At 39.0% G+C, this 23,277-nt stretch carries 17 protein-coding genes and 1 tRNA gene; 11 read left to right on the top strand and 7 right to left on the bottom strand.

Features of this window, described 5'->3' with window-relative positions; all coding sequences use genetic code 11:
• Nucleotide 1 precedes the first annotated feature (1 nt).
• The 3 genes from J8L85_RS05635 to J8L85_RS05645 are packed head-to-tail and all read left to right on the top strand — an operon-like array spanning nt 2 to nt 3,204.
• Entirely contained in the window at nt 2-358 is a 357-nt protein-coding gene (locus J8L85_RS05635; RefSeq protein WP_211015381.1) for an MmcQ/YjbR family DNA-binding protein, read from the top strand.
• A gap of 50 nt (nt 359-408) precedes the next feature.
• Nucleotides 409-2,181, top strand: coding sequence for a DNA mismatch repair protein MutS (locus J8L85_RS05640; protein WP_211015383.1), 1,773 nt, complete (start codon nt 409-411; stop codon nt 2,179-2,181).
• A gap of 21 nt (nt 2,182-2,202) precedes the next feature.
• On the top strand, nt 2,203-3,204 hold the full coding sequence (locus J8L85_RS05645; RefSeq protein ID WP_211015385.1) for a metal-dependent hydrolase: 1,002 nt from the start codon (nt 2,203-2,205) through the stop codon (nt 3,202-3,204).
• 16 nt (nt 3,205-3,220) lie between these two features.
• On the opposite strand, the gene J8L85_RS05650 is transcribed toward J8L85_RS05645, so the two are convergent.
• From J8L85_RS05650 to J8L85_RS05660, 3 genes are all read right to left on the bottom strand, one after another.
• On the bottom strand, nt 3,221-4,324 hold the full coding sequence (locus J8L85_RS05650) for a DUF4407 domain-containing protein (protein WP_211015387.1): 1,104 nt from the start codon (nt 4,322-4,324) through the stop codon (nt 3,221-3,223).
• Nucleotides 4,325-4,437: 113 nt separating this feature from the next.
• Nucleotides 4,438-7,212 carry a M56 family metallopeptidase gene (locus J8L85_RS05655; RefSeq protein ID WP_211015389.1) on the bottom strand — a complete coding sequence of 925 codons (2,775 nt, stop codon included), beginning with the start codon at nt 7,210-7,212 and terminating at the stop codon, nt 4,438-4,440.
• 1 nt (nt 7,213) lies between these two features.
• Complete coding sequence (locus J8L85_RS05660; protein ID WP_211015391.1) at nt 7,214-7,579, bottom strand: BlaI/MecI/CopY family transcriptional regulator; 366 nt, start codon at nt 7,577-7,579, stop codon at nt 7,214-7,216.
• Between the two features lie 219 nt (nt 7,580-7,798).
• Here J8L85_RS05660 and J8L85_RS05665 point away from each other — a divergent pair, with 219 nt between their 5' ends.
• Nucleotides 7,799-8,377, top strand: coding sequence for an alkylphosphonate utilization protein (locus J8L85_RS05665; RefSeq protein ID WP_211015393.1), 579 nt, complete (start codon nt 7,799-7,801; stop codon nt 8,375-8,377).
• Between the two features lie 93 nt (nt 8,378-8,470).
• Here J8L85_RS05665 and J8L85_RS05670 read toward each other — a convergent pair whose 3' ends face one another.
• The gene (locus J8L85_RS05670) at nt 8,471-9,862 is read right to left on the bottom strand and encodes a dipeptidase (protein ID WP_211015395.1); all 1,392 of its coding nucleotides are present in this window, start codon (nt 9,860-9,862) and stop codon (nt 8,471-8,473) included.
• Between the two features lie 112 nt (nt 9,863-9,974).
• Between J8L85_RS05670 and J8L85_RS05675 the strand changes: the two genes are divergently transcribed.
• Nucleotides 9,975-10,056, top strand: a tRNA-Leu gene (locus J8L85_RS05675).
• Nucleotides 10,057-10,397: 341 nt separating this feature from the next.
• Here the strand turns inward: J8L85_RS05675 and J8L85_RS05680 are convergent.
• From J8L85_RS05680 to J8L85_RS05690, 3 genes are all read right to left on the bottom strand, one after another.
• A complete protein-coding gene (locus J8L85_RS05680; protein ID WP_211015397.1) occupies nt 10,398-11,282 on the bottom strand; it encodes a type IX secretion system membrane protein PorP/SprF in 885 nt (294 codons plus the stop codon).
• A 28-nt stretch (nt 11,283-11,310) separates the two neighbouring features.
• The gene (locus J8L85_RS05685; protein ID WP_211015399.1) at nt 11,311-14,748 is read right to left on the bottom strand and encodes a BspA family leucine-rich repeat surface protein; all 3,438 of its coding nucleotides are present in this window, start codon (nt 14,746-14,748) and stop codon (nt 11,311-11,313) included.
• A 674-nt stretch (nt 14,749-15,422) separates the two neighbouring features.
• Nucleotides 15,423-16,325 carry a helix-turn-helix domain-containing protein gene (locus J8L85_RS05690; RefSeq protein ID WP_211015401.1) on the bottom strand — a complete coding sequence of 301 codons (903 nt, stop codon included), beginning with the start codon at nt 16,323-16,325 and terminating at the stop codon, nt 15,423-15,425.
• A gap of 709 nt (nt 16,326-17,034) precedes the next feature.
• On the opposite strand from J8L85_RS05690, the gene J8L85_RS05695 reads away from it, so the two are divergent.
• From J8L85_RS05695 to J8L85_RS05720, 6 genes are all read left to right on the top strand, one after another.
• Nucleotides 17,035-18,021, top strand: a complete 987-nt coding sequence (locus tag J8L85_RS05695) for a TIM barrel protein (protein WP_211015404.1) — start codon at nt 17,035-17,037, stop codon at nt 18,019-18,021.
• A gap of 139 nt (nt 18,022-18,160) precedes the next feature.
• Entirely contained in the window at nt 18,161-18,655 is a 495-nt protein-coding gene (locus J8L85_RS05700; protein WP_211015406.1) for a nuclear transport factor 2 family protein, read from the top strand.
• 192 nt (nt 18,656-18,847) lie between these two features.
• The gene (locus J8L85_RS05705) at nt 18,848-19,156 is read left to right on the top strand and encodes a hypothetical protein (RefSeq protein ID WP_211015407.1); all 309 of its coding nucleotides are present in this window, start codon (nt 18,848-18,850) and stop codon (nt 19,154-19,156) included.
• 246 nt (nt 19,157-19,402) lie between these two features.
• Nucleotides 19,403-21,778: a TonB-dependent receptor gene (locus J8L85_RS05710; RefSeq protein ID WP_211015410.1), complete on the top strand. Its 2,376-nt coding sequence runs from the start codon at nt 19,403-19,405 to the stop codon at nt 21,776-21,778.
• A 60-nt stretch (nt 21,779-21,838) separates the two neighbouring features.
• On the top strand, nt 21,839-22,615 hold the full coding sequence (locus J8L85_RS05715) for a DUF4625 domain-containing protein (RefSeq protein ID WP_211015412.1): 777 nt from the start codon (nt 21,839-21,841) through the stop codon (nt 22,613-22,615).
• 58 nt (nt 22,616-22,673) lie between these two features.
• On the top strand, nt 22,674-23,153 hold the full coding sequence (locus J8L85_RS05720) for a DUF4625 domain-containing protein (RefSeq protein ID WP_211015414.1): 480 nt from the start codon (nt 22,674-22,676) through the stop codon (nt 23,151-23,153).
• Nucleotides 23,154-23,277 lie beyond the last annotated feature (124 nt).

Raw genomic sequence — 23,277 nt, forward strand, 5'->3', positions numbered from 1 at the left:
AATGAATATTGAGACTTTTCGTGAATATTGTTTACAAAAGAAAGGGGTGACCGAAGAATTTCCTTTCGATGAGCAAACCCTTGTCTTTAAGGTAATGGGCAAAATGTTTGCCTTGTCCGGACTTGAGAGGGTGCCATCGCAAGTAAACCTCAAGTGTGATCCGGAAAGGGGAATTGCTCTTAGGGAAGAGTATGACGGAACCATTATTGCAGGTTACCATATGAGCAAAACCCATTGGAATACCCTTTTCATAGAAAGTCTACCTCAAAACCTGGTTTTAGAGCTAACCGATCATTCTTATGATCTGGTAGTGGCCAAGCTTACCAAAAAACTAAAGATGGCACTGGATAATCTCTAGTGCCGTTTTATTCACGCTTCTTAAGTTCATGTTTAATTCGTCAGTGCTGTATGCAAGACCCGGAAAGTTTTTATAAAGATCAAATTACAAAACATAAGGAAAGCTTTGTAAAAGTAAAGGGGCAATTGTTCGCTTCTAGTATGCTAAGGCTATCTGTGTTTGTATTGGCAATTGTGGCACTCTACTTTTTTAGTTCCAATACTAAAATAATGGTCGCTATTATTGTTGGTACGATAGCACTGTTTCTATACCTTGTTTCCAGACATTCTGACCTACAGTACAAAAGGGACAAGCTAAAGCAACTGATGCTAATTAATGAGACCGAGCTAAAGGTGTTGAACAGAGATTTTCATCATTTGCCAAAAGGGGAGGCGTTTAAAGATGATCAACATTTTTACAGTCAAGATATAGATCTTTTTGGGCAGGGATCTTTTTATCAGTACATAAATAGAACGGCCCTGCCACAAGGTAGTGAAGTGTTGGCCGGTCTATTAAAGGCGAACTCTATTGCAGATATCACAAAAAAGCAAAACGGTATTAGAGAGCTGGGCGATATGCCCCAATGGATACAAGATTTTTCGGCCACCGCTTCTTTGGCAGCTACCGAAACCACTACCAATACCATAACCGATTGGTTAAGGTCTTATAAGTCTTTTGTTCCCAAGGTGATGAATGTTGTCCCATGGTTGTTTTCAGGTATTAGTGTAGCTCTTTTTGCGGCCTTCTTTTTAGGGTTTGTAAAAGAGTCCATATTAATTTATTGGTTGATGTTCGGGTTGTTGGTTACCGGTTTTTTTACTAAAAAAATAACCAAACTGGCTTCCGACGCAGGTAAGGTTCAATCTACATTTCAGCAATACAATCAGTTGTTAAGAATGATAGAGGATAAAGAATTTACCTCTGACCTTCTTAAGGAGAAAAAATCGCAGATCTTAAGTGATGGCAAAAAAACGTCCCAGGCCTTAAAAGAGTTTTCGAAGCTGTTGGGGAGTTTGGACCAAAACAACAATATTGTTTATCTCATATTTGGTAACGGCCTTTTTTTAAGGGGCCTCTATACCTGTCTTAAAATAGAAAATTGGATAGCGAAGCATGGGGCCTTTGTAGAAAATTGGTTCGAGGTTATTGCCTTTTTTGATGCCTACGGTAGTCTCGGTAACTTTGTTTTTAATCATCCGGAGTATTCGTTTCCTGAGATTACGGAAGAAAATATCACTATAAAATCGGTAGGGGCGGGGCACCCCTTACTAGACCCCAAAAAGAGTGTTCTAAACGATTTTGAAATTGATAACGAAGAGTTTTTAATTATTACCGGGGCTAATATGGCCGGAAAAAGTACTTTTTTAAGAACGGTATCCTTGCAGATAGTTATGGCCAATATGGGGTTGCCGGTCTGTGCAAAACAAATGGTGTACAGTCCCATTAAATTAATTACCAGTATGCGCACCACAGACTCTTTAACAGATGATGAGTCTTACTTTTTTTCTGAGTTGAAGCGATTAAAGTTTGTGGTGGAACAGATACAGCACGATCGATATTTTATTGTTCTCGATGAAATTTTAAAAGGTACCAATAGCATCGATAAGGCAAAAGGCTCCAGAAAGTTTGTAGAACGTTTGGTAGGGTCTAGGTCTACGGGTATTATTGCCACTCACGACCTTAGTCTTTGTGAAGTGTCCAAAGAGTTTCCACAGGTTAAAAACCATTATTTTGATGCCGAGATAATTGATGATGAGCTACACTTCGACTATAAGTTCAAAGAAGGTGTTTGTCAAAATATGAATGCATCCTTTTTATTGAAGAAAATGGGGATTATTGAATAACGCCCCTATTTATACCTATACATGGATTCGTTAACACAAATAGTTCTTGGAGCTGCAGTCGGTGAAGTTGCCCTTGGCAAGAAAGTGGGCAATAAGGCTATGCTGTATGGTGCCATTGCAGGTACTATACCCGATCTAGATGTGTTGTCGAAGTATTTTTTAGATACTGTGAGTGCCACCGAGTGGCACAGGGGGGTGACCCACTCTATTTTTTTTTCGGTATTGTTCGCTCCCGTTTTTGGTTGGCTCGTTTGGAAACTGAATCCTAAAGGAAAGGCCTCTTGGCAAGATTGGTCCTTACTTATGTTCTTGGGGCTCTTTACCCATCCGATATTGGATGCCTTTACCACTTGGGGCACCCAGCTATTTTGGCCTTTTAAGACAAGGCTTGCTTTTCAAAGTATTTTTGTGATCGATCCCTTGTACACAATTCCTTTTATCATTTTCTTGGTTTTAGCAATGATGCAAGAACGAACGGCGATAAAAAGAAGAAGATATGTGTATCTCGGGCTTGTGATTAGTAGTGCTTATTTGGTATTGACATTGGTTTTAAAGGGAGTCGCTTACCAAAAATTTGAAAACGAACTTCAAGAGCAAGGTATAGCCTATAATGAGATAAATACAAGGCCTGCTCCTTTTAATACTATTCTTTGGATGGCCAATATCGAAAAGGAAGATGTCTATCTCATGGGCAACTATTCCTTTTTTGATTCGCAACCGGTCGTATTTAGAGAGTATCCCAAAAATCATGAACTATTGGGCGATTGGGCCACCAACGATAAAATTAAAAGACTGATTCAGATTACAGGCGGTTGGTATACCATTTCAGAAAAGGATGGAGACCTTTATTTTAACGATCTGCGATTTGGATTGATAAGTCTGGATGGTGATGAAAACCAATTTGCGTTCAGTTACCGTCTTACGCCCAATGGAGACGATCTTTATGTTCATGAAACCCCTAAGTTAAAAAGAGATGCAAAGCGGTTAATGGCCTCTCTTTGGAAGCGTATATGGGGCAACTGATCTTTAGATGATCTTGCTACTTTAATCCTTTTACCTGTATCTCGTGAAAAGTGTCGGCTTGCAGGCGTAACAATTCTTCTGCCTTTTTCTTTTTGTACCCGTATAGTTCTTCTTCTCCCTTTAGGTCTTCATAGATTTTTTGGTTGATGTCGCCATCGGTGGTAACGATTAGCTTGCGCTGTGCTACTTTTTGTGCTACCCAAGAGGATAAGATACTTTCTTGCTCTTCCAGTTTTATGTCATATTCTCCTTTCGGAGCCAAAAGCTTGGCAATAATGGGCGATGTTTCGATGGCCAAGAACAACAGGAATATAAAAAATGAGGGAAGCCATGGCAACTCTTCCAATGCCGTAATTCTGGCCATAAGACCATCAAACCCATCAATAATGGGTTGAGAGTTTTTTACCACTGCTGCATATTCGGTATCCAATGCCGCAATTTGACTTTCGATAACCGCAATTTTTTCTGCATTGGCCGTTTTTAAGGCCTGTAGTTCAGAAAGTGCGGCATCGTGTTTTTCGCGTTTTTCTTTATAAACGGGGCCTTTGCCCAAGAGTTTTGTGCCGGCCGTGCCTTCGGCCTCGTTAATATAAATATCGTACAAGGCATTGGTTTCCGCCTCTTTAGTTGCAATTTCTGATTTTAAGGAGGCAATGTCTTGGTTTAGCTTTTCTATTTGTGGCGTGTATTGCTGCGCCAATTGCTCTTTATTGGCCAAAGTGAGTTCGTTTTTTTGTTCCAGCAAGACTTGGTTTATCTCTTTTTCAAATATTTTCATTTCCAAAGGTTTGGAAATTACGATAGCTATAATGACGGCTAACGCAATACGTGGCGTTGCCTGTAAAAACTCTTGTTTAAAATTGTTTCGTTTTTTAATGGTGGAGACGATGAACCTATCCAGATTAAAAATCAACAACCCCCAAATGGCTCCAAAAAAAATAGCTGTGTAGACGTTGTCGAATACAGTATATAGGGCGTAGCTGCTGGCAATAAAAGCCATTACAGCAGTAAAAAATACCGTGGCGCCAATACCGGCATATTTATTCTGTTCTCCTTTTGAACATGTTTTTAATATTTCTGAATCGGCCCCTGAACAAAGGATAAAAAAGTTCTGTAACATATTGATTTGTTTTTTGATTGATGATGCTATGTAATGGGTGAACGTAACTATTCGGTTTTTGGTACGCAAAAAGCCCTCGAAAAGAGGGCTTTAACATTAGTTTGACGTTATTTCTATTCTATTGTTACAGGGTCTTTTGTGATTTTTATCACCGTATTACCATTTTTGCCCCGAGATTCTATGTTCAACTCCTTGTTGTTTTTTATTAGATCAATGGCCTTATCAGAGGAGACTTCTTTGTCTTCGTATAAAAACGTTGCCCCTTTTTTTGCCGCATCTATTACAAAATCTAAGGGCGAAATTGGGGTAGGTGGAGACGGAGGAGGTGGAATTTTTATGTTGTCTTTTTCCTTATAAATTCTGACTTCTGGTTGTTTGTTAGTATAGGGCAATGTTTCTATAGTAATGTCCTTTTCGTTATTTACGACGCTAAAGCCTTCTTCTGTAGTTATTTTTTTTCCATCTAGATAAAATTGGGCGTCTTGTTTTGCAAGGGACTTCAAGTTTTTCATCAGATTGGGAGACCTGTCAGATTCGATAAAGTTCGAATTATGAATATAGACTTGTGTGTTTTCTACAGCAATAATGTCTTTATTGTTTATGATCTTTTCTATTTCTGCATCGGTATAATCGACGGAGTTCGGGGTGTCTGGCGCTTTTGGGGCAGGTGGTGGCTCGGGGAAATCAGGAAATGGGGCGGCGTCTTTCTTTTGTTTATCCGACATTAGGTTGTAGATATACCTTAACCGGTCTACATCCGATTTTAGAATGCGAATATTGCCACCTTTGGCGATCATGCTGTTGTACTTATTTGCCAGGTCGTTGTATTCCTTGATTTGTTTTGTGGTGGGTGGTTCTTGAAATCCGACTTTTTTTCCATAAATATTGACTGTAGCCGCACCGAATTCAGAGACAATTTGGTCTATTTTCTGCAAAACATCTTTTGGGGCATCATTGTCGCTGGTAATAAGTACTCTTAGCGATTTTTGTCTTTCTTCGTATGTTTTTGGGGTGTTCATACTTTTTAGATGTTCCTTTAATTCGTCTACTTGTAATAACTGCGAATCAATTAGGAGAAGCCCATCTTTATGTACCTTAATGTCAATTTCTTTGATGGTGCCTTGAATGTTACATTCAGGAAAAGGTTGAGCATTCTTTTTTTGGCTTGCCGACATTTTACGGTAGATTTTTTCCAGAATTTTTAAATCCTTTAAAGGAATAATCCGTTTTTCAATAGAAACAGCATTGTATTTTTTTGCCAGCCTGTTATAGGTTTTAATTGCTCGGTTATCTAGATTGTCATTGATGTCACCAGAGGTTGTATAGATTGCAAAATCGGAGTTGTCATAATCTTCTAGCGGTGACATTGATTTTATACTACTTCTAGTGATATAACCATTCAAATTAGAAGCTATAATATTTGTATTGTCGTTTATGGCTATAATATCATTTGGAGAGTTTAATTTTAACCACCCTGTTGAACTGACCAAATAGAGAGAGCCATCTACTTCAATAACTATATCTGAGGTCTTTCTTTTTGTATTCTCAAGTTTCTGATTAAAGGTCAACTCTTTTTCGATATGTATTTTGTTCTTGTATATTGAAGAATAAGATAGGTCACCGTTATCTGTAAATAACTTTGAAAACTCTGGGGATTCGGATGTTAATTTTTGAAGTCCTAAGTAGAAAGTTGATGTAATTACCCCATTAAGATTGCCCCAATGTTCTTGCTGTACCATTGGTTTGTACCCATTTTTTTCAACGAAGAGGTTAAAATAGATCTCATCTGTTGTGTGGTCATCAATATGTAACCTATAATACCCTTTACGGTCCGTTTTGAAAAGTAACCTTCCGTTAGAATCTTTTATTTCAACACCTTCTAAAGGATTCAAAGTTTCAGAGTCTAAAACTAATCCTGCTATTCTAATGGTTCTGACAGCACTTTTATCAGAGTTTTCAAGGGTTAGTGCGTTTTCGATATGTGAATTAGAATCAATATATTCTATTGATTTTTCACTAAAATTGGCCAATAGGAAGCCCATTAAGGGTAAGAGCAGTAGGCTTCTTAACACAACTCCTTTTTTTGATGTTCTTTTTTTCATGATGATAAATCGTTTTTTGATTGATGAATAATTAATGGCACTTGAAATGCCGGTCGACTGATGTTTTATATAGCTATCGTGTGATAAGTACGATAGTAAAGTGTTCTGGTACTGTAAGAGGTTTTTGCTTTTATTGAGCACGGCCGTATCGGCCAAAAACTCGTGGTTTAGTTTAGCAGCGTGCTTGTATAGATATATGAACGGGTTGAACCAAAGTAGCACCTGTAATAATTCTAGGGCCAATACATCTATACTATGTTTTTGTTTTGCATGGGTTTCTTCGTGAAGCAAAACAGTTTCCGGAATTTCGTTGTTGTCAAATTTCTTCTTGTTCAAGAAGATATAGTTAAAAAAGGTATGTGGTGGCAATTGCTCTTGTAAGAGCACTTGAATGATGAAGTTTTTCCTCAATTTCGGATTCTTACGTATGCGATGCCATATTTGAGAAAGATGCCGGGCAAAACGAAGTCCAAATCCGAATACACCTAGGCAGTACAATACCCATAGTAGTATCTGATAATTAAATGTTGCTGGTTCGGGGGCCACGGGTGGGTCTGTGGCAGTATTGTCAAAAGAACCGTCTACGGGTAGTTGAGGGGATATTTCAACGGGTGCCATTTCTATATATTCCGTAAAAACAAGCGAAGGTATTATAAACGATGCTGCCAATGCTCCCAGAAGATAGAACCTCTTAAAAACGTGCATGGTTTCTTTTTCCAATAAGAGCTTATAGAAAATCCATAAAATGGCCATGCAGGCCGTAGATTTTAAAAGAAAGAGTGCCATGTTATCGTTTTTTTAGTTCGGTGTCTATAAGCTTTCTTAGCTCTTCGAGCTCTTGTTTGCTGAGGTCGGTTTCCTGTGTAAAAAAAGAGGCAAATTGCCCGGGACTGTTATTGAAAAAGTTTTTTATGAGTCCGTTTACGTGTTTAGAAAAATAATCTTTCTTTTTTACCAAAGGGTAATATTCCCTGCTTCTACCATAACTTTTATACGCAACAAAACCCTTGTCGGCCATTCTTTTTAAAAGAGTGGCAACCGTTGTGGTAGCAGGTTTTGGGTCTGGGTAGGCATCTAAAAGGTCTTTCATGAACGCCTTTTTAAGTTTCCAGACAATGTTCATTAATTCTTCTTCCGATTTTGATAGCTGCATCTTCTACGTTTTTAGAATTTGTTCTACAAACATAGAACAAATATTTTAATTCTACAAATGTAGAGTATTAAATAGGGGGATTAATGGCTGTGTTTATAATCTATTAACTGGTATTGTGTGCTGTTGAAAAGTCTATTTCATAGAAATGCAGTATAAAAGTAAAGGCGTAAGCAGCCTTTTCTTATTGAAAATTTTAAATTTGGGCCTTATTTAACAATTATGAGTGTACTTGAAGAATTAAAAAGTAGAAGTAACGGAGTTTGTGAGCTATGTGGTGCCACAGATAATTTAAGCGTATATGAAGTGCAGCCCGTTTCGACCGGAGGTGTGGACGGGAGCATATTGGCCTGTAATACATGTATTGGTCAAATCGAGGACCCGGAAACTACCGATGCCAACCATTGGCGTTGTCTTAACGATAGTATGTGGAGCGAGCATGATGCGGTAAAAGTTGTTGCGTGGCGTATGCTATCTCGTTTAAAATCGGAAGGCTGGCCTCAAGATTTATTGGATATGATGTATATGGAGCCGGATACGTTGGAGTGGGCGCAAGCAACGGGAGAAGGTGTTGCCGAAGCCGATAAGATCATACATAGAGATGTGAACGGGGTTGTGTTGGAAAACGGCGATAGTGTTGTGCTGATAAAGGATTTAAAAGTGAAAGGTTCTAGTATGGTAGCCAAGCAAGGTACCGCAGTACGAAGAATCTCATTAGATCATGACAATGCCGAGTATATCGAAGGAAAAGTAGATGGTCAGCAAATCGTGATCATTACTAAATATGTAAAGAAGATATAGTACTTCTTTTAAAAGGTGTGAATGAAAAAGCGAACTCTTTGTCATGGACAAAAGAGTTCGCTTTTCTTTGTTTGGTGAAAAAAGTATTTGGTCTTACGCTTTCTTCATCTCTGTAAAATATTCGTAAAAATGTGGTATGGTCTCTATACCCTTTAAATAGTTCCATACCCCAAAATGTTCGTTCGGGGAATGTATGGCATCACTATCAAGGCCAAAGCCCATAAGAATCGTTTTACTGCCCAGTTCTTTTTCGAACAAAGAAACAATAGGAATACTACCTCCGCTTCGTTGTGGAATCGGCTTTTTGCCAAAAGTGGTTTCATAGGCCTTGGAAGCGGCCTGGTAGGCAATAGTGTCTATAGGGGTAACATAGCCCTGTCCGCCATGGTGCGGAGTTACCTTTACCTTTACGCCTTTTGGCGCTATGGCCTCAAAATGTTTTTGAAACAGCTCTGTAATCTCTTGCCAGTCTTGGTGTGGTACCAAACGCATCGATATTTTTGCATAGGCTTTACTGGCAATAACCGTTTTGGCGCCTTCGCCGGTATAACCTCCCCAAATGCCGTTTACATCCAACGTGGGGCGTATAGAGTTGCGTTCGTTGGTACTATAACCTTTTTCGCCATATACGGTTTCTATATCCAAGGCTTTTTGATAATTTTCCAATGAAAATGGAGCTTTGGCCATTTCTGCGCGCTCTTCTTGCGATAGTTCCTCTACCTTGTCATAAAATCCGGGTATGGTAATATGGTTGTTTTCATCATGTAGGCTGGCGATCATTTTGGCGAGAATGTTGATAGGGTTTGCCACCGCACCACCATACAATCCAGAATGTAGGTCGCGATTGGGCCCCGTTACTTCAACTTCTACATAACTCAAACCTCGCAATCCGGTAGTAATGGAGGGTACATCGTTGGCGATCATACCCGTATCGGAAATCAGTATGATATCATTTTTTAATTTTTCTTTGTTCAAAGAAACGTAGGTTGCCAAATTGTTACTGCCCACTTCTTCTTCGCCCTCTATCATAAATTTAACGTTACAGGGCAATTGGTCTGTCTTAACCATAAACTCCAAGGCCTTTACGTGCATATACATTTGCCCTTTGTCGTCACAGGCTCCACGGGCGAATATGGCCCCTTGTGGATGTATTGCCGTTTCTTTGATGACCGGTTCAAAAGGAGGTGACTCCCACAATTCTACGGGATCTGGCGGTTGTACGTCGTAATGGCCGTATACCAATATCGTAGGTAGGTTGGGGTCAATAATTTTTTCGCCATAAACAATGGGGTAGCCATCGGTTTCATGAATTTCTACCAAATCGCAACCTGCTTCTTCCAAAGCAGATTTTACCGCGTCGGCAGTATCTAGCACATCTTGTGAAAAAGCGGAGTCGGCACTTATGGACGGAATCCTCAGTAATTCAATCAGTTCTTTTAGAAATCGTTCCCTGTTATCAGAGATATAATCCTCTATGTTTTGCATGTATATTAATTCAAATAAGTACCTAAAAATACAAAAAGCGTGAATTTAAACTTCGAAAATTTAGAGAATTGATTTTTTGCTTTATATTTGCATCCCGTTTTGAACGGATTATGCAGGCGTGGTGGAATTGGTAGACACGCTAGACTTAGGATCTAGTGCCGCAAGGTGTGAGAGTTCGAGTCTCTCCGCCTGTACAAAATGAAGGTCGACTTTTTAAAGTCGGCCTTTTTTATTTAGCATAACATAGGTAGCCCATATCGACCTTTTTAGCATATTGTTCTCGACAATTTTATTAGGGTCGTACAGTTTTTGTTTCGGATATAGAGGGTATAATCGATTAGTTGGTGGAAGAAGTCACCCTACTTATTTAGGAGCTGCTCTAATAAAATTATCATCTAGATAGAATAATATGAGGTAATCTATTTTGTGGGTGAAACATATGTATATTGAATTAATAAAAAAGACCGTCTAATTTATATTAGACGGTCTTTTTCTGTGTACAAACTTTCTTTTGTAAAGAAATACCTCTTTCTTTTTAAAACACAAACCTTAAGAACAGCTCGTTGGTGTTCTTTGCACTGGCGAGTTCGTTTCTGGTACTCACTTCATAGGCAAAGCCTATCGTAAGTCGCTTTTGAAGGCTTAGGTTTATTAGGCCAGCGAAGGCAGAATCGGTTCTATAGCTGGCTCCCAGTTCAAAGCTATTGTCAAAGGAGAGCATGGTGTTAAAGTCTATGGATAGAGGTGCCCCGCTCACTTGACGCATCATGGCAGAGGGTTTCAATAGTAGGTGGCTCTTGCCTAAGGGCCAATCATAACCTATTGTAGCGTAAAGATGTGGCTCGGCCACAGTGGCCGTTGCCGTACCGTTGAGGTTCTCTGCCCTGTCCGTTTGCAGTATTCTGGGCATAGCCAAAGAAAGGAACAGCCCTTCTCTTTTTAACAGTATACCGGCCCCTATATTGGGGTTAAAATCGGAGAGAGACGATATGCTGGGGTCTGACTGGATGTTATAAGTCTCCAGTCCGGCAGTATTTACCGAATACGTGTTGCCGCCCACCTTTAGCCCCAGGTAGAGTTCCGATTTTTCAGACAACTTAAGCTTGTAGGAGTAATCGATACCGATGAAGGTCTGACTCTCTATAAAAGTCTTGTCGTTCATCACGGAGACCCCTAGGCCCATCTTTTCGCCCAAACGGGTGCCAAAGGAGACCACCATGGTTCTTGGTGCCTCTTCCACTCCCGTCCATTGCTGGCGGAAGCTGGAAGTAATGGCCGTCTCCCCTTCTGGAGAGACATAGGCCGGGTTATAGGCATTCATATGATAACGATAATTGGTCAACAGCCCTTCTTGCTGGGCACTTAGCGTTCCAAAGATGAGGAATAGAGCTAAGGTTACTATATTTTTTATATTCTGCATTGTATTTTATTTCTTAGGTATATTGTGATTATTGTTTGGCCAAGAACAGCCATCCGTCCATATCAACACGGCCGTCTCCTTCAAGGTCTACTTGGTAGAAATAGGATCCACCGTCGGGAAGTTTGCTGTTAAGGTTTTTGTAATGTCCGTCCCAATTGTTCTGGTAGTTTTTAGCCGAGAACACTTCTTTGCCCCAGTTGTTGAATACCCTTACTATTGAGTTGGGGTAGTTTTCTATACCATAAATAGTCCAGGTATCGTTTATGCCATCGCCATTCGGCGTAAAAGCTTGGGACACCTTTAAGGTATCGGTGTCATCTTTACTGTCTTCTTCACCGTCACCATTATCTATTTCGTCTCCGGGTTCATCACCATCTTTCTGACTATCGGCACATCCGTTGGCATCCACAGATTCATCTTCAGGGGAATCGGGACATTGGTCGTCGGCATCGCTGATTCCATCAAAATCAGAATCTTTTTGACTATCTGAACAGCCTTCGGCATCTACAGTTTCGCTTACCGGTGTATTGGCACAGATATCGTTTTCATCTAAAACACCATCATCATCGTCATCGGTATCGGCATTGTCGCCCATACCGTCACCATCGGTATCGGTATCCTCGTTTGCATTCAATGGGAAGGCATCTTCGGTATCCAAGGTGCCGTCATTGTCATCATCGGTATCGGCATTGTCACCTGTACCGTCATTGTCGGTATCGGTATCCTCGTCTGCATCCAATGGGAAAGCATCTTCCGAATCCGGGGTGCCGTCATTATCGCTATCTTTTTGGCTATCGGAACAACCGTTTGCATCTACGGTTTCACCTGCAGGGGTGTCTGCACAGTTGTCCATATCGTCCTGCACACCGTCTTCATCCGAATCGACAATGTCGCAATTTAGACCGGCATCGGTAATGGTCCATCTATAACTATCGATTAAATCTTGCCTTGCCGTCTCTCCGGAGCAATAAACACTATTACCGCCATCGAAGGTAATACTTGTTGGTATTTTTGTTTCCCCGGCAGCTGTATCCAAAGTATTCCAACCTATTAAGGTATTGTCGTAATTTTTTAAGGATAGTGCTGCACCATCAAACATTATTGTCATGTCCCTTACCTTACTTATGTCCCAATTACCTAAATCTTGGTCAAAAGCTGTTGCATCTAGAAACATACCTGTCATAATGGTAACACTACTAACATCCCAAGTGCCGATAGGCTGGTTAAAAGCGGTTGCTCCTTGAAACATATATATCATAGAGGTTACATTGCCCACATCCCAATTGTCTATATTTTGGTCAAAAGCTGTTGCTTTGTAAAACATACCCTCCATAGTGGTAACATTGCTTACATTCCAACTACTAAGATCTTGGTTAAAAGCGGTTGCCCGTGCAAACATCGAATGCATTGTTGTTACTTTGCTTACATCCCATTTTCCGATATCTTGCTTAAAAGCTATCGCGTCGGCGAACATACCTGACATACTGGTGACATTGCTTACATCCCAATCAGTGATATCTTGGTTAAAAGCGTCAGCGTGATAGAACATGAAATCCATATTGGTGACATTGCTCACATCCCAATCACCGATGTCTCCATTAAATTTTGTTGCATAGGAGAACATACTGGACATATTGGTTACCAACGAAAGGTCGGGCATATCGGTAGCATTATATTCCATATTTGAACATCGCCAAAAACTAGATTCCATACTGGCCCATTGTTGGTTTCCCCATTGTTCAATGGATACAAATTGATCTCTGTCAGAATCGTTTGCAAATTGAATCTGCGGAAAAACACCAGAAATGGATACGGTATAAGTGCCCTGATCAACATAACGGTGTGTTGCATCACCTTCATAAACCCTACTATCTGTAGAGCCATCACCCCAATCTACGGTATAGGCGTAGGTGTATTCTGAATTAGTAGGGACGGTAATCCATTCATTTGCGCTTTCCGTTTTCCATTTGCCGATAAAGGGTAATGTACAATCCTCTCCACTATCCGTAATAGACCAGCCGTAGGTGTCGATTAAATTTTGTCTTGCAGTGGCTCCTGAACAATACGTACTATTACCGCCATTGAATGTAATATCCACTGGTATTTGTGTTTCTCCAGCAGTGGTATCCAAGGTGTTCCAGCCTATTAGGGTGTCGTCATAATTTGCAGTGGAAAGTCCTGCATTATTGAACATATCGTACATCCCGGTAACTTGGCCAATATCCCAAGTACTTAAATCTTGATCAAAAGCAGTTGCTCCTTGAAACATTCCTTGACCTATTCGAAACCCTGATGGCATCATAAATTCCTCTACAGACCCCATATTTTGGACGCTACTAACATCCCAACCACTTATGTCCTGGTTAAAGGCTGTTGCGTCCGCAAACATGCCACCCATACCTAAAACATTGCTTACATCCCAATTGCCAATGTTTTGATTAAAAGCAGCTGCTCCTTCAAACATTCCTGAAATTGATCTCGGAAACCCCATCTCATCTAAATAAGTCCCCATAGATATTACATTGCTTACATCCCAATTACCGATATCCTGGTTGAAGGAAATAGCATCTGCGAACATACCGGACATATCTTGTACAAGACTTACATCCCAACTACCTATGTCTTGGTTAAAACTGGTAGCCTCTTCAAACATACCCCCCATATCCGTTACTTTTGAAACATCCCAAGTTCCAATATCTTGATTAAAACTGTTTGCACCATTAAACATATCTTCCATATCTTCAACATTGCCTACATCCCAATTACCGATATCTTGATTGAAAGCTGTGCTTATAAACATGTTGGCCATCGTTGTTACTTTACTTACATTCCAGTTGGAAATATTTCCATTAAAAGAATCAGCATTTAGAAACATACCTTCCATAAGGGTTACGTTGGACACATCCCAGCTATTTAAATCCTGGTTAAATGTTTCAGCGCCGACAAACATTCTAGACATTTCAGTAACATTACTAACATTCCAGTTATCTATATTTGAATCTATTAATTTTGCGTAACCGAACATACTATTCATATTGGTCACTTGCGTAAGATCGGGTGCGTCAGAAGCATTGACTATCATATTGGAACAATAGTAAAAACTCTTTTCCATGGATTCCCATACTTGATTTCCCCATTGCTCTACAGTAAGTAGTTTTTCACTATCTGTATTATAATCATTTCTTAAATGCGGAAAATCCCCGCTGATACTTACGGTATAGGTGCCTGCAGTTGCATACGTGTGGGTGGCATCACCCGTATACACGTTAGTATCGGTACTGCCATCGCCCCAATCTACGGTATAGGCAAAAGTGCCATTACCGGTAGGAATGGTAATTTGGTTGTTGTTAGATTCTCCATCATTATCCGTTTTCCAGGTGGTGATGAAGTCATCTTGTGCCTGCAGAAAGCCGAAGCTTAGAAACGCTAGCAGGATAAGCAAGGGGTGTGTAAAATTCTTTTTCATAAATGATTTAATTGGTTTTAATTGATAGGTACATACTTTATCGGCCGAACAAAATATGTAGGAAAAAACTTATATTGTTTTGCCGGATTTAGAACGGAACAAAAAAGAGAATGATATATAGAGGATTTGGCGAATATGTGCCTACATACGATTTGGACACTGTTTTTTACTTGGAAAAAGAAAATAAAGAAAGGAGTTTGATGTAGTATAATGGTTTGTAAACAAGCAGTTTAAATGCCTGTGTAATCAATTGTAAAAAAGCAATATTTTGATACGCGCCTAGTATAAAAAATCTTCTTTAAGCATGTGTCCAAATACGATTTGGACACATAATAAGGAAAATAAGAGTCGAAAAGTGGTGTGTTAACGTGGTTGTTTCATGTAGGGAGGGCGGTGATATGGGTTCTAATTTTGAGAATAGAGCAAATAACTAGTGCTCTTATAGGTATTCAATCGTGTACTTTTTTCGCTAAGGTTTTTAGTTTTCATTATAGGCTATCGCACAAACTTCGACCTATGATATTTGCTGGCATTGTTTTGTGTCCCTATATGTTTGGTCAAAATCACTCTTAAACCGATTTAAATCGGGAACGGAAAATTGATGGGGTCTCGACTGCGATAGACCTATTAAACTTCGACTGCATTTACTATCGAAAAGATATGGGAGATTATTTTCAACTATTAGAGCTAAACTCGGTAACATTCATAGTGGTTACCTTTTTAAAGGTCTTACTAAAAGAACTTCTATTGGCAAAACCACATTGTTGTGCGAGGGCCTCCATCGTATTCTTTTCCAAATAACCGAGGGTTATAAGTGTCTTTCCTTTTTCTATTCGCACATTGTTTCTGTACGCCGAAAAAGTGAGCCCTAATTGCTGATTTAGAAAATAGGATAAATGATGTGTGGGAATTTCCAATGCCTTGGCACAACTTGTCAAATCAAAATTCTGCTTATAAAACGATCCACTTTCCTTTATTTCAGCTAACCGACTTAACAATCCGTCAACATCCAGACCAAATTTCAATTCTTCTTCGTCTTTAGTAGTAACCGTTGAAGTTGATTTAGGTTTATTGGACCTAGGGTAACCATATAAAATTGAAGGAAAATAAATGGGCATTATACCTATGATAAATAGTACCACATAAAATACAAAATTAACGGTTCGTAATATTGGGCCGGTAGAACGTAAGAAATCGATATTCAGTAATTTTTCAAATGCGAACATGGTCGCCAATATTGACATTAAAATAAATAGGACATATAAAGAAATTACCCAGAAAAGCAACTTACGATCTTTTTCCTTCAATAGGTTTTTAATAAAATCCCACAATAAAGGCAATAGACCGATCAATGCTAAAAACTGCCATAGAAAGCGCATGGCATAATGTTGGTTTATATTAAAAAAACCATATTGCACAGCAAGTCTTTCGCCTGGTTTTAAATATGCATTGTGAATAATGGTATCATATACCTCTTGTGGTTTGGCATAAACAATCAACACATCAACAAAACCGATTATAAAGGGTACGAATAGGAGCAAATATCGCCAACGCCAAACAAATTCATCTTTGATCAAGGTTAAAAAATAAAAAAATATGGGTGCGGCTATTAAATTATAAAGGGGTAGGGGCCAAACATAAAACCAACTGAACTTTAAAAGTAAACCAGATTCAATAACGTAGGTTTGAAATGTATAAATAGAGAATATCGCATAAAATGCCCCTAAGAAAAAGGTGGAAATTTTGTTAACGGACTTTCTGGCAAAAAATGAAATTGCCAATACCATCCCGAAAACAGCTAGGATTAAGAAAAAATTTTGCAAAGTATCGGGTATTTCATGTTTGTGGGAAAATCCTCAAAATTAATTTTTTTATAATACATACGAGCTACCAGTTGAACTTTCTTACGTTTTTATGTAGTATTGCCATATTATTATTAACAAATTACCAATCTTATAAAATTCATGGCCCTTAAATACAGATGATAGAAACCATATCTTATATTTCTTTTTCATTAAATCCAAAAAGACATATAATCGACCCCAAGGGCCGGCCCAAATGGAACTACCTTAGCTTCTGTTGTTGTATAAAAATAGAGGCTACACATAACTGATCGTAATTTTGCGGATTAGACAATGTCCGAATCCACTATGAATAGCTATGGTGTACGCTAAACGGAAAATAAATGCTAATTTAACCCTTGACTGACGGTTACAAGACCAACTATAAACTGTTAGATAGCAATTGATGTGACCGTAAAACACCGTTAACTAAAAATCCTATAGAATGAAAAACAGAAGAAAATTTATAAAACAATTAGGTTTAGGTGCTGTTGGTACTGGTCTAATAACCGCATTGCCAGAATCTTTATATGCCAAAAGTACAACGGCGCTAAAGTATGATATTTCGTTGGCACAGTTTTCTTTGGCTTCCGAGTTTTTTACGGGCAAGCATAATACATTGGAGTTTCCGGCCAGGGCCAAAAATGAATTTGGAATTGATATCGTGGAGTATGTTTCTATGTTCTTTGCCGATAAAATAACCGATGCCTCTTTTCTTAAAGAGCTTAAGATGCGTACCGATGATCTTGGGGTAACAAATAATTTGATCATGGTAGATGATGAGAACATCGCCGATCTTGATAAGGCAAAAAGGGATCATGCCGTAGAAAGCCATTATAAATTTGTGGACGCGGCCAAGGTATTGGGGTGTACATCTATTCGGGTGAACCTGGGTAGTTTAGAACAAACGGGTACTGCCGAAGAAGTAAGGGATGCGGCTTTGGAAGGGTATAGTAAGTTACTTGAGTTTGGAGACCAAAATGAAATGGATATCATTGTAGAGAACCATGTGGGACACTCTTGTAATGGTAAGTGGTTGGCAAATATTATGAAAGAGGTAAACCATAAACGTGCCGGGGTACTGCCCGATTTCGGTAATTTTTGTGTGAATAGAACAAAGCCCGAAACAATGGATATTGAGGGCTTTATGAATACCAAATGTTTAGAGAAATATGATATGTACCTGGGTATAGAGGAATTAATGCCCTATGCAAAAGGGGTTAGTGCCAAAACGCATAAATTTGATGCTAATGGAAATGAAACCGAAATAGATTTTAATAGGGTTTTTGATATTATAGAAAAATCTGGTTTTAATGGTGTTGTAGGCATCGAGTATGAGGGAGGGCTTATGCATTTACAAGGTATGGAAGGCTATTTGAGCAACGAAGAGGGGATAAGGGCCACGAAGAAACTGATAGAGAAATCTGTATAGTACACGTTGGGTTTAAAAAATGGCGACAGAAGAACGGGTGTAGTCTTACAATATGCGTTAAATTATAATTTCAAAGTATATATTTGGTTTTTGTAATTGGCTAGATTAATAATAACGAAGCACTATTAAATAAAAGAAGATGAAAATTAAAATCGTATTACATGTACTGTTGGTAGGTATGTTGTTCAGTAGCAATGCTTTTTCGCAAGACAGGATTACAGAATTGAACACATATTGGAAGGTGGTGAAGGAAAAAGTGGAAGCTGGCGATGTTGATGGCTATGCGGCTACCTATCATGAAGATGGTATTTTGGTCTCCGATAATAACAAGTCTTGTTATTCTGTAAAGGAAGCGTTGGAGAACTGGAGAGATGGATTGGAAAAAACTAAAAAGGGAATAACAAAAGTAAACTTGGACTTTAGGTTTTCTGATCGTAGGGGAGATGCGGTTACAGCTTTTGAAAAGGGTATCTTTAGATATGATTTGGTAGACGAAAAAGGCCAACAATCAGTAAGGTTTGTTCATTTTGAAGGGCTTCTAACAAAAAAGAATGGTAAATGGCTGCTCATACTAGAGCATCAAAAACTGCCTGCTACAAAAGAAGAATGGCTTAGCTTGAGTCAACTGGACTAAAACAGCCGATTTAATAAATACATTTTTTAGGTTATTAAGAGTTGAAAAGAATAAGGTAACCCCATTAATCTACAGGCGATATTGCTTAAGTGACAGAAATAACCATAACATATTATATGGTCCGTAATTAGTACTTCAATTTTAGATTATATTAACATGGTGTTTGGTTTAATTTAGTAAGTTTGTTTTTCGATGAAAGACGGTCGCTTAAAAAATAGTATCAGCTATCTATTCATTGTCCTCTTACTTTCATTGAAAATAGCAGGGCTGCATGTCTTGTCGCATTCCGATGACAATGATCATGCCTTACATTGTGCAATTTGTGATCATGCTCTTGTGAATGGCATGACTCCGGCACTTGCTTCCGATATACAAGATTTTAAAATTGAAAATACCGAACCTGTTGTTCGGGGAGAGATAATAGAAAACTACAGTTTTGTTATCTCTAGCAACATAGCTTCAAATCAGCTTTTTTCACGTCCCCCTCCTTCTTTATTATAAGTTTCCCATACATTTTAATTATTTCGAAGCTCTGTCTGTTTGGTCTAAATGCCAAATTGTAGATCGATGATATGAGATAAGCTATACTGCTTCTTGCCAAGAATCATTTAAAACTTGGTAGTTGCTGGTTCGTAGCCAAAGTATATAATCAACATCAATTTATAGGCTTCTAAAATAATACTATGTATAGGGTTTGGTCAAGGTTCTTTTAAGTGAACAATTTTCAAAATCTTATAGTATCTCTATATGTTTTACAAAATACTGGGTGCATGGCTATGTTTTAGCCTTGGCTCTGTGGCTATTGCCCAAGATTCTTTTCAGATAAAAGGATCTGTAATCAACGCAAATACTTTACAACCTGTAGAAGGTGCCAATATTGTTGGTACAGGTTTTTATTCAATTTCATCGGCGACAGGCGCATTTAAAATAAATAATGTGCCTAGGGGTACATATTCACTTCGGGTGTCCCATATAAGTTATAGTCCCAAAACGATTGAGGTCCATGTTGGGCCAGATATGGAAGAGGTTCGGGTTTTATTGAGTGAGTCCACTACCGAGCTTAAGGAGGTAGAAGTGTATGGAGATTACGAGAAGGAGCAGGCCAAGAAACTTTCTACAGTGTCACAGTCTGTGTCTAAAGAGTTTCTTGATCAAAACAGGGAAAACAGTCTTATGCAAACCCTTAAAAAGATTCCGGGGGTAAGTACGATCAATATTGGCTCTGGGCAATCTAAACCGGTTATTCGTGGATTGGGTTTTAATAGGGTGGCCGTTGTGCAAAACGGAATAAAGCACGAGGCTCAGCAATGGGGCAATGATCATGGTCTGGAGATAGACCAATACGGAATCGAAAAAATACGGATCATAAAAGGCCCCGCCTCTTTGTTATATGGGTCAGATGCCATTGCGGGTGTGGTAGATATACAACCTTCGAAAATACCTTTCCCAAATTCCTTTAGCGGGGAAGTGAACGTTTTGGCAGAAAGCAACAACGATCTCTTGGGAGTTTCGGCTGGTGTTCAGGGGAGAAAGGAAAAATGGTACTATCGTGGACGTTTGACCTATAGGGATTATGGAGACTACAAAGTGCCCGTTGATCAAATCAATTACGAAAACTACATCTTTGAGCTATACGATAATCATTTAAGAAATACGGCAGGCAAGGAAGCCAATGCTAGTTTTAGTGTCGGATATGTTTCGGATAATGTAAAATCGGAAACCTTTTTTAGTAATGTAAATACTAAAAATGGCTTTTTTGCCAATGCACATGGTTTAGAGGTAAGAACTTCCAGTATTGATTATGATAGCTCCGATAGGGATGTGGACCTTCCTTACCAAAAGGTCAATCATTTTAAAGTGATAAATAACACCACTTTAGAATTGGGCGGTCATACTCTTCTCTTTGATGTAGGTTTTCAAAACAATCATAGAGAAGAACATACAGAGCCAACGGCCCACGGTTATATGCCAAAACCTTCAAGCACCAAAGAGCGGGTGTTCAATAAAAATACCTATGCCCTAAATATAAAGGACTCCTTTGAGCCTGATAAAAAACATGATGTAGTTGTTGGTCTGAACCTAGAGTTTCAAGATAATAATATAGGGGGGTGGGGCTTTTTGGTACCCGCGTACAACCGTTTTACCGTCGGTGCTTTTGCATATGACCAATTTGAGATAAATCCGGACTTGCATTTTTTGGCAGGAATAAGGTATGATTACGGATTTATGGAAACCAAGGCCTATTCCGATTGGTACCCGTCTACCATCAGTAACACTGATGGTTCCACTTCATATGTATATATACAAAGGGCATTGGACAAGACCTTGACTTTTGGAAATATCAGTGCATCTGCCGGGTTGAGCTATATAAACAAAAACACCACGTATAAAATAAATGTAGGCAAGAGTTTTAGAATGCCTTTAGCCAACGAATTGGCTTCTGACGGTGTTTTTTATCATATGTACCGTTATGAAAGGGGTAATTTAGACTTGGATCCCGAAGAGTCGTACCAATTGGATCTTGAGGTCGATCATTCATCTGGGATATTTAGTTTTGGTATCAGTCCTTTTGTGAATTTTTTCCAAAACTATATCTATTTAAATCCGACATCGGACTACTACGAAACCCAACAAATATATGAATATACACAGGCCAAGGTCTTTAGGTTCGGAGGGGAACTTCGAATTGGTGCAAGGGTGTTGCATAACCTGCAATTAGATGCGTCTGCAGAATATGTCTACTCTAGACAGACCAGTGGGCCCAAAAAGGATTTTACACTTCCTTTTTCACCTCCATTGTCGGGGTTGTTTTCAGCCAACTATCAGTTCAAGAATTTTTTCTTTTTAAACAAACCCCAGCTAATAGCGGATGTAAGGGTGACCGCGGCCCAGAACGAAATTGTTCCTCCAGAAGAAAAAACTGAAGGATACCAAGTATTGAACATGTCTCTATTAGCGGATATGAACATTTTTAAGAACAGTCCTCCGGTCTCACTTAGGGTAAAACTTAATAATGTGTTCAATACAAAATACTTTGACCATACCAGCTTTTATCGACTGATCGATGTGCCAGAGGCTGGTAGAAACCTATCTATATCGCTCACAATACCTTTTAATAAATAACAACTATTACGAATAACTAAAATGAAACAAATGAAAACAAACCTTTTTAAATCAAACATTATGAAATCAAATTTTAAATTTTTAGCGGCCATTACATTGCTGGGCCTTTTTTTACACTCATGTAGTAGTGACGATGACGGTTCTTCTGCGCTAAATGCGCCTGTAATCTCCAATTTTGAATATGGCGAGGGGGATGACCATTCAACAGAGCAGTTTGCCTATAAAGGATCAGATATTCACTTAGAGGCCGAAATTAGTGCAGAAGCGGTAGTAAGTAGTATTACTCTTGAAATTCATGCCCATGACCTTGCTCCTGGAGATGATGAAGTGGATTGGGAGTTTGAAAAAGTGTATACCGATTCTAAATATTTGGCGATCAACCCAACTTTTCACGAGCATGTAGATGTGCCTACAAACATACCGGCCGGGGAATATCATATAGAATTGGTCGTTACCGATGAACTTGGAAACAGTACAGAGGTAGAGGGCCATGTTCAAATCTTGGATCCAATTACCTTAAGTGATATTTCCGTTAGCGAAACGGCCGCTAGGGGAGATGATTTTCATGCGGAGTTTATGATAGATGCCGTTAACGGAATCCATAGTATTACAGTCGATGTACATACACACGAAGTAACACCTGGTGAGGGAGAAGTAGAGTGGGATTATGAAGAAGAATTCTTGGGAGACTACCATGAGCAAACATCGGTAGAGTTTCATGAGCACATAGATATTCCCGCAACCGCACCTGCTGGAGAATACCATGTTATTTTCACTGTGGAAGATGAAGATGGTAATACGGTTGAATATGAAACGCACATAGATATTACAGCTTAATAAATATAATTATACCGCATGGCGCTCTTGGGTGCCATGCGGTTTTAAATAGTTCTCAATGAAATTTATACCAAAATATTTTTACTTTTTGTTCTTTGCGTTAATACTAGCCTCGTGTTCTAGTGATGACGGTGTCGGAAAGGATGAAGAAAAGCCTGCTATTAGTATTAATTACAATGAAGGGTTTCCGCAGGCATGTGAACAATTAGTGAGGGGAGAAACCTACAATTTTAGAGCTCAGGTTACAGATAACGTGGCGTTGGCCTCTTATAGTTTGGACATACATCACAATTTTGACCATCATACCCATGATGATCAGGCTGGAGAATGTGATTTGGAGGAGAAAAAAGATGCTGTGAATCCTATGATATTCATAGAGAATTATACCATAGAAGGCGGGGTAACGAGCTACGAAATAAATATAAGTATCACAATTCCCGATGATGTGGATACGGGAGATTACCATTGTTCTTATTCCGTAACCGATGAGACGGGTTGGCAATCAAGAACATCGGTAGATATAAAAATTGTAGAGTAAATAGAAGTTATAGATTGTTTTTAGTAAAAGGAATTAGTGATTATACCCGACCGATATCACCTATATGGTGGGTGATGTATCTTTTGGGTATATGATTGAAAAAGCCGAAGATTGTTCTTCGGCT

Origin of the sequence: Maribacter sp. MMG018 (genome assembly GCF_018100785.1) — a bacterium.
Lineage (GTDB): Bacteria > Bacteroidota > Bacteroidia > Flavobacteriales > Flavobacteriaceae > Maribacter.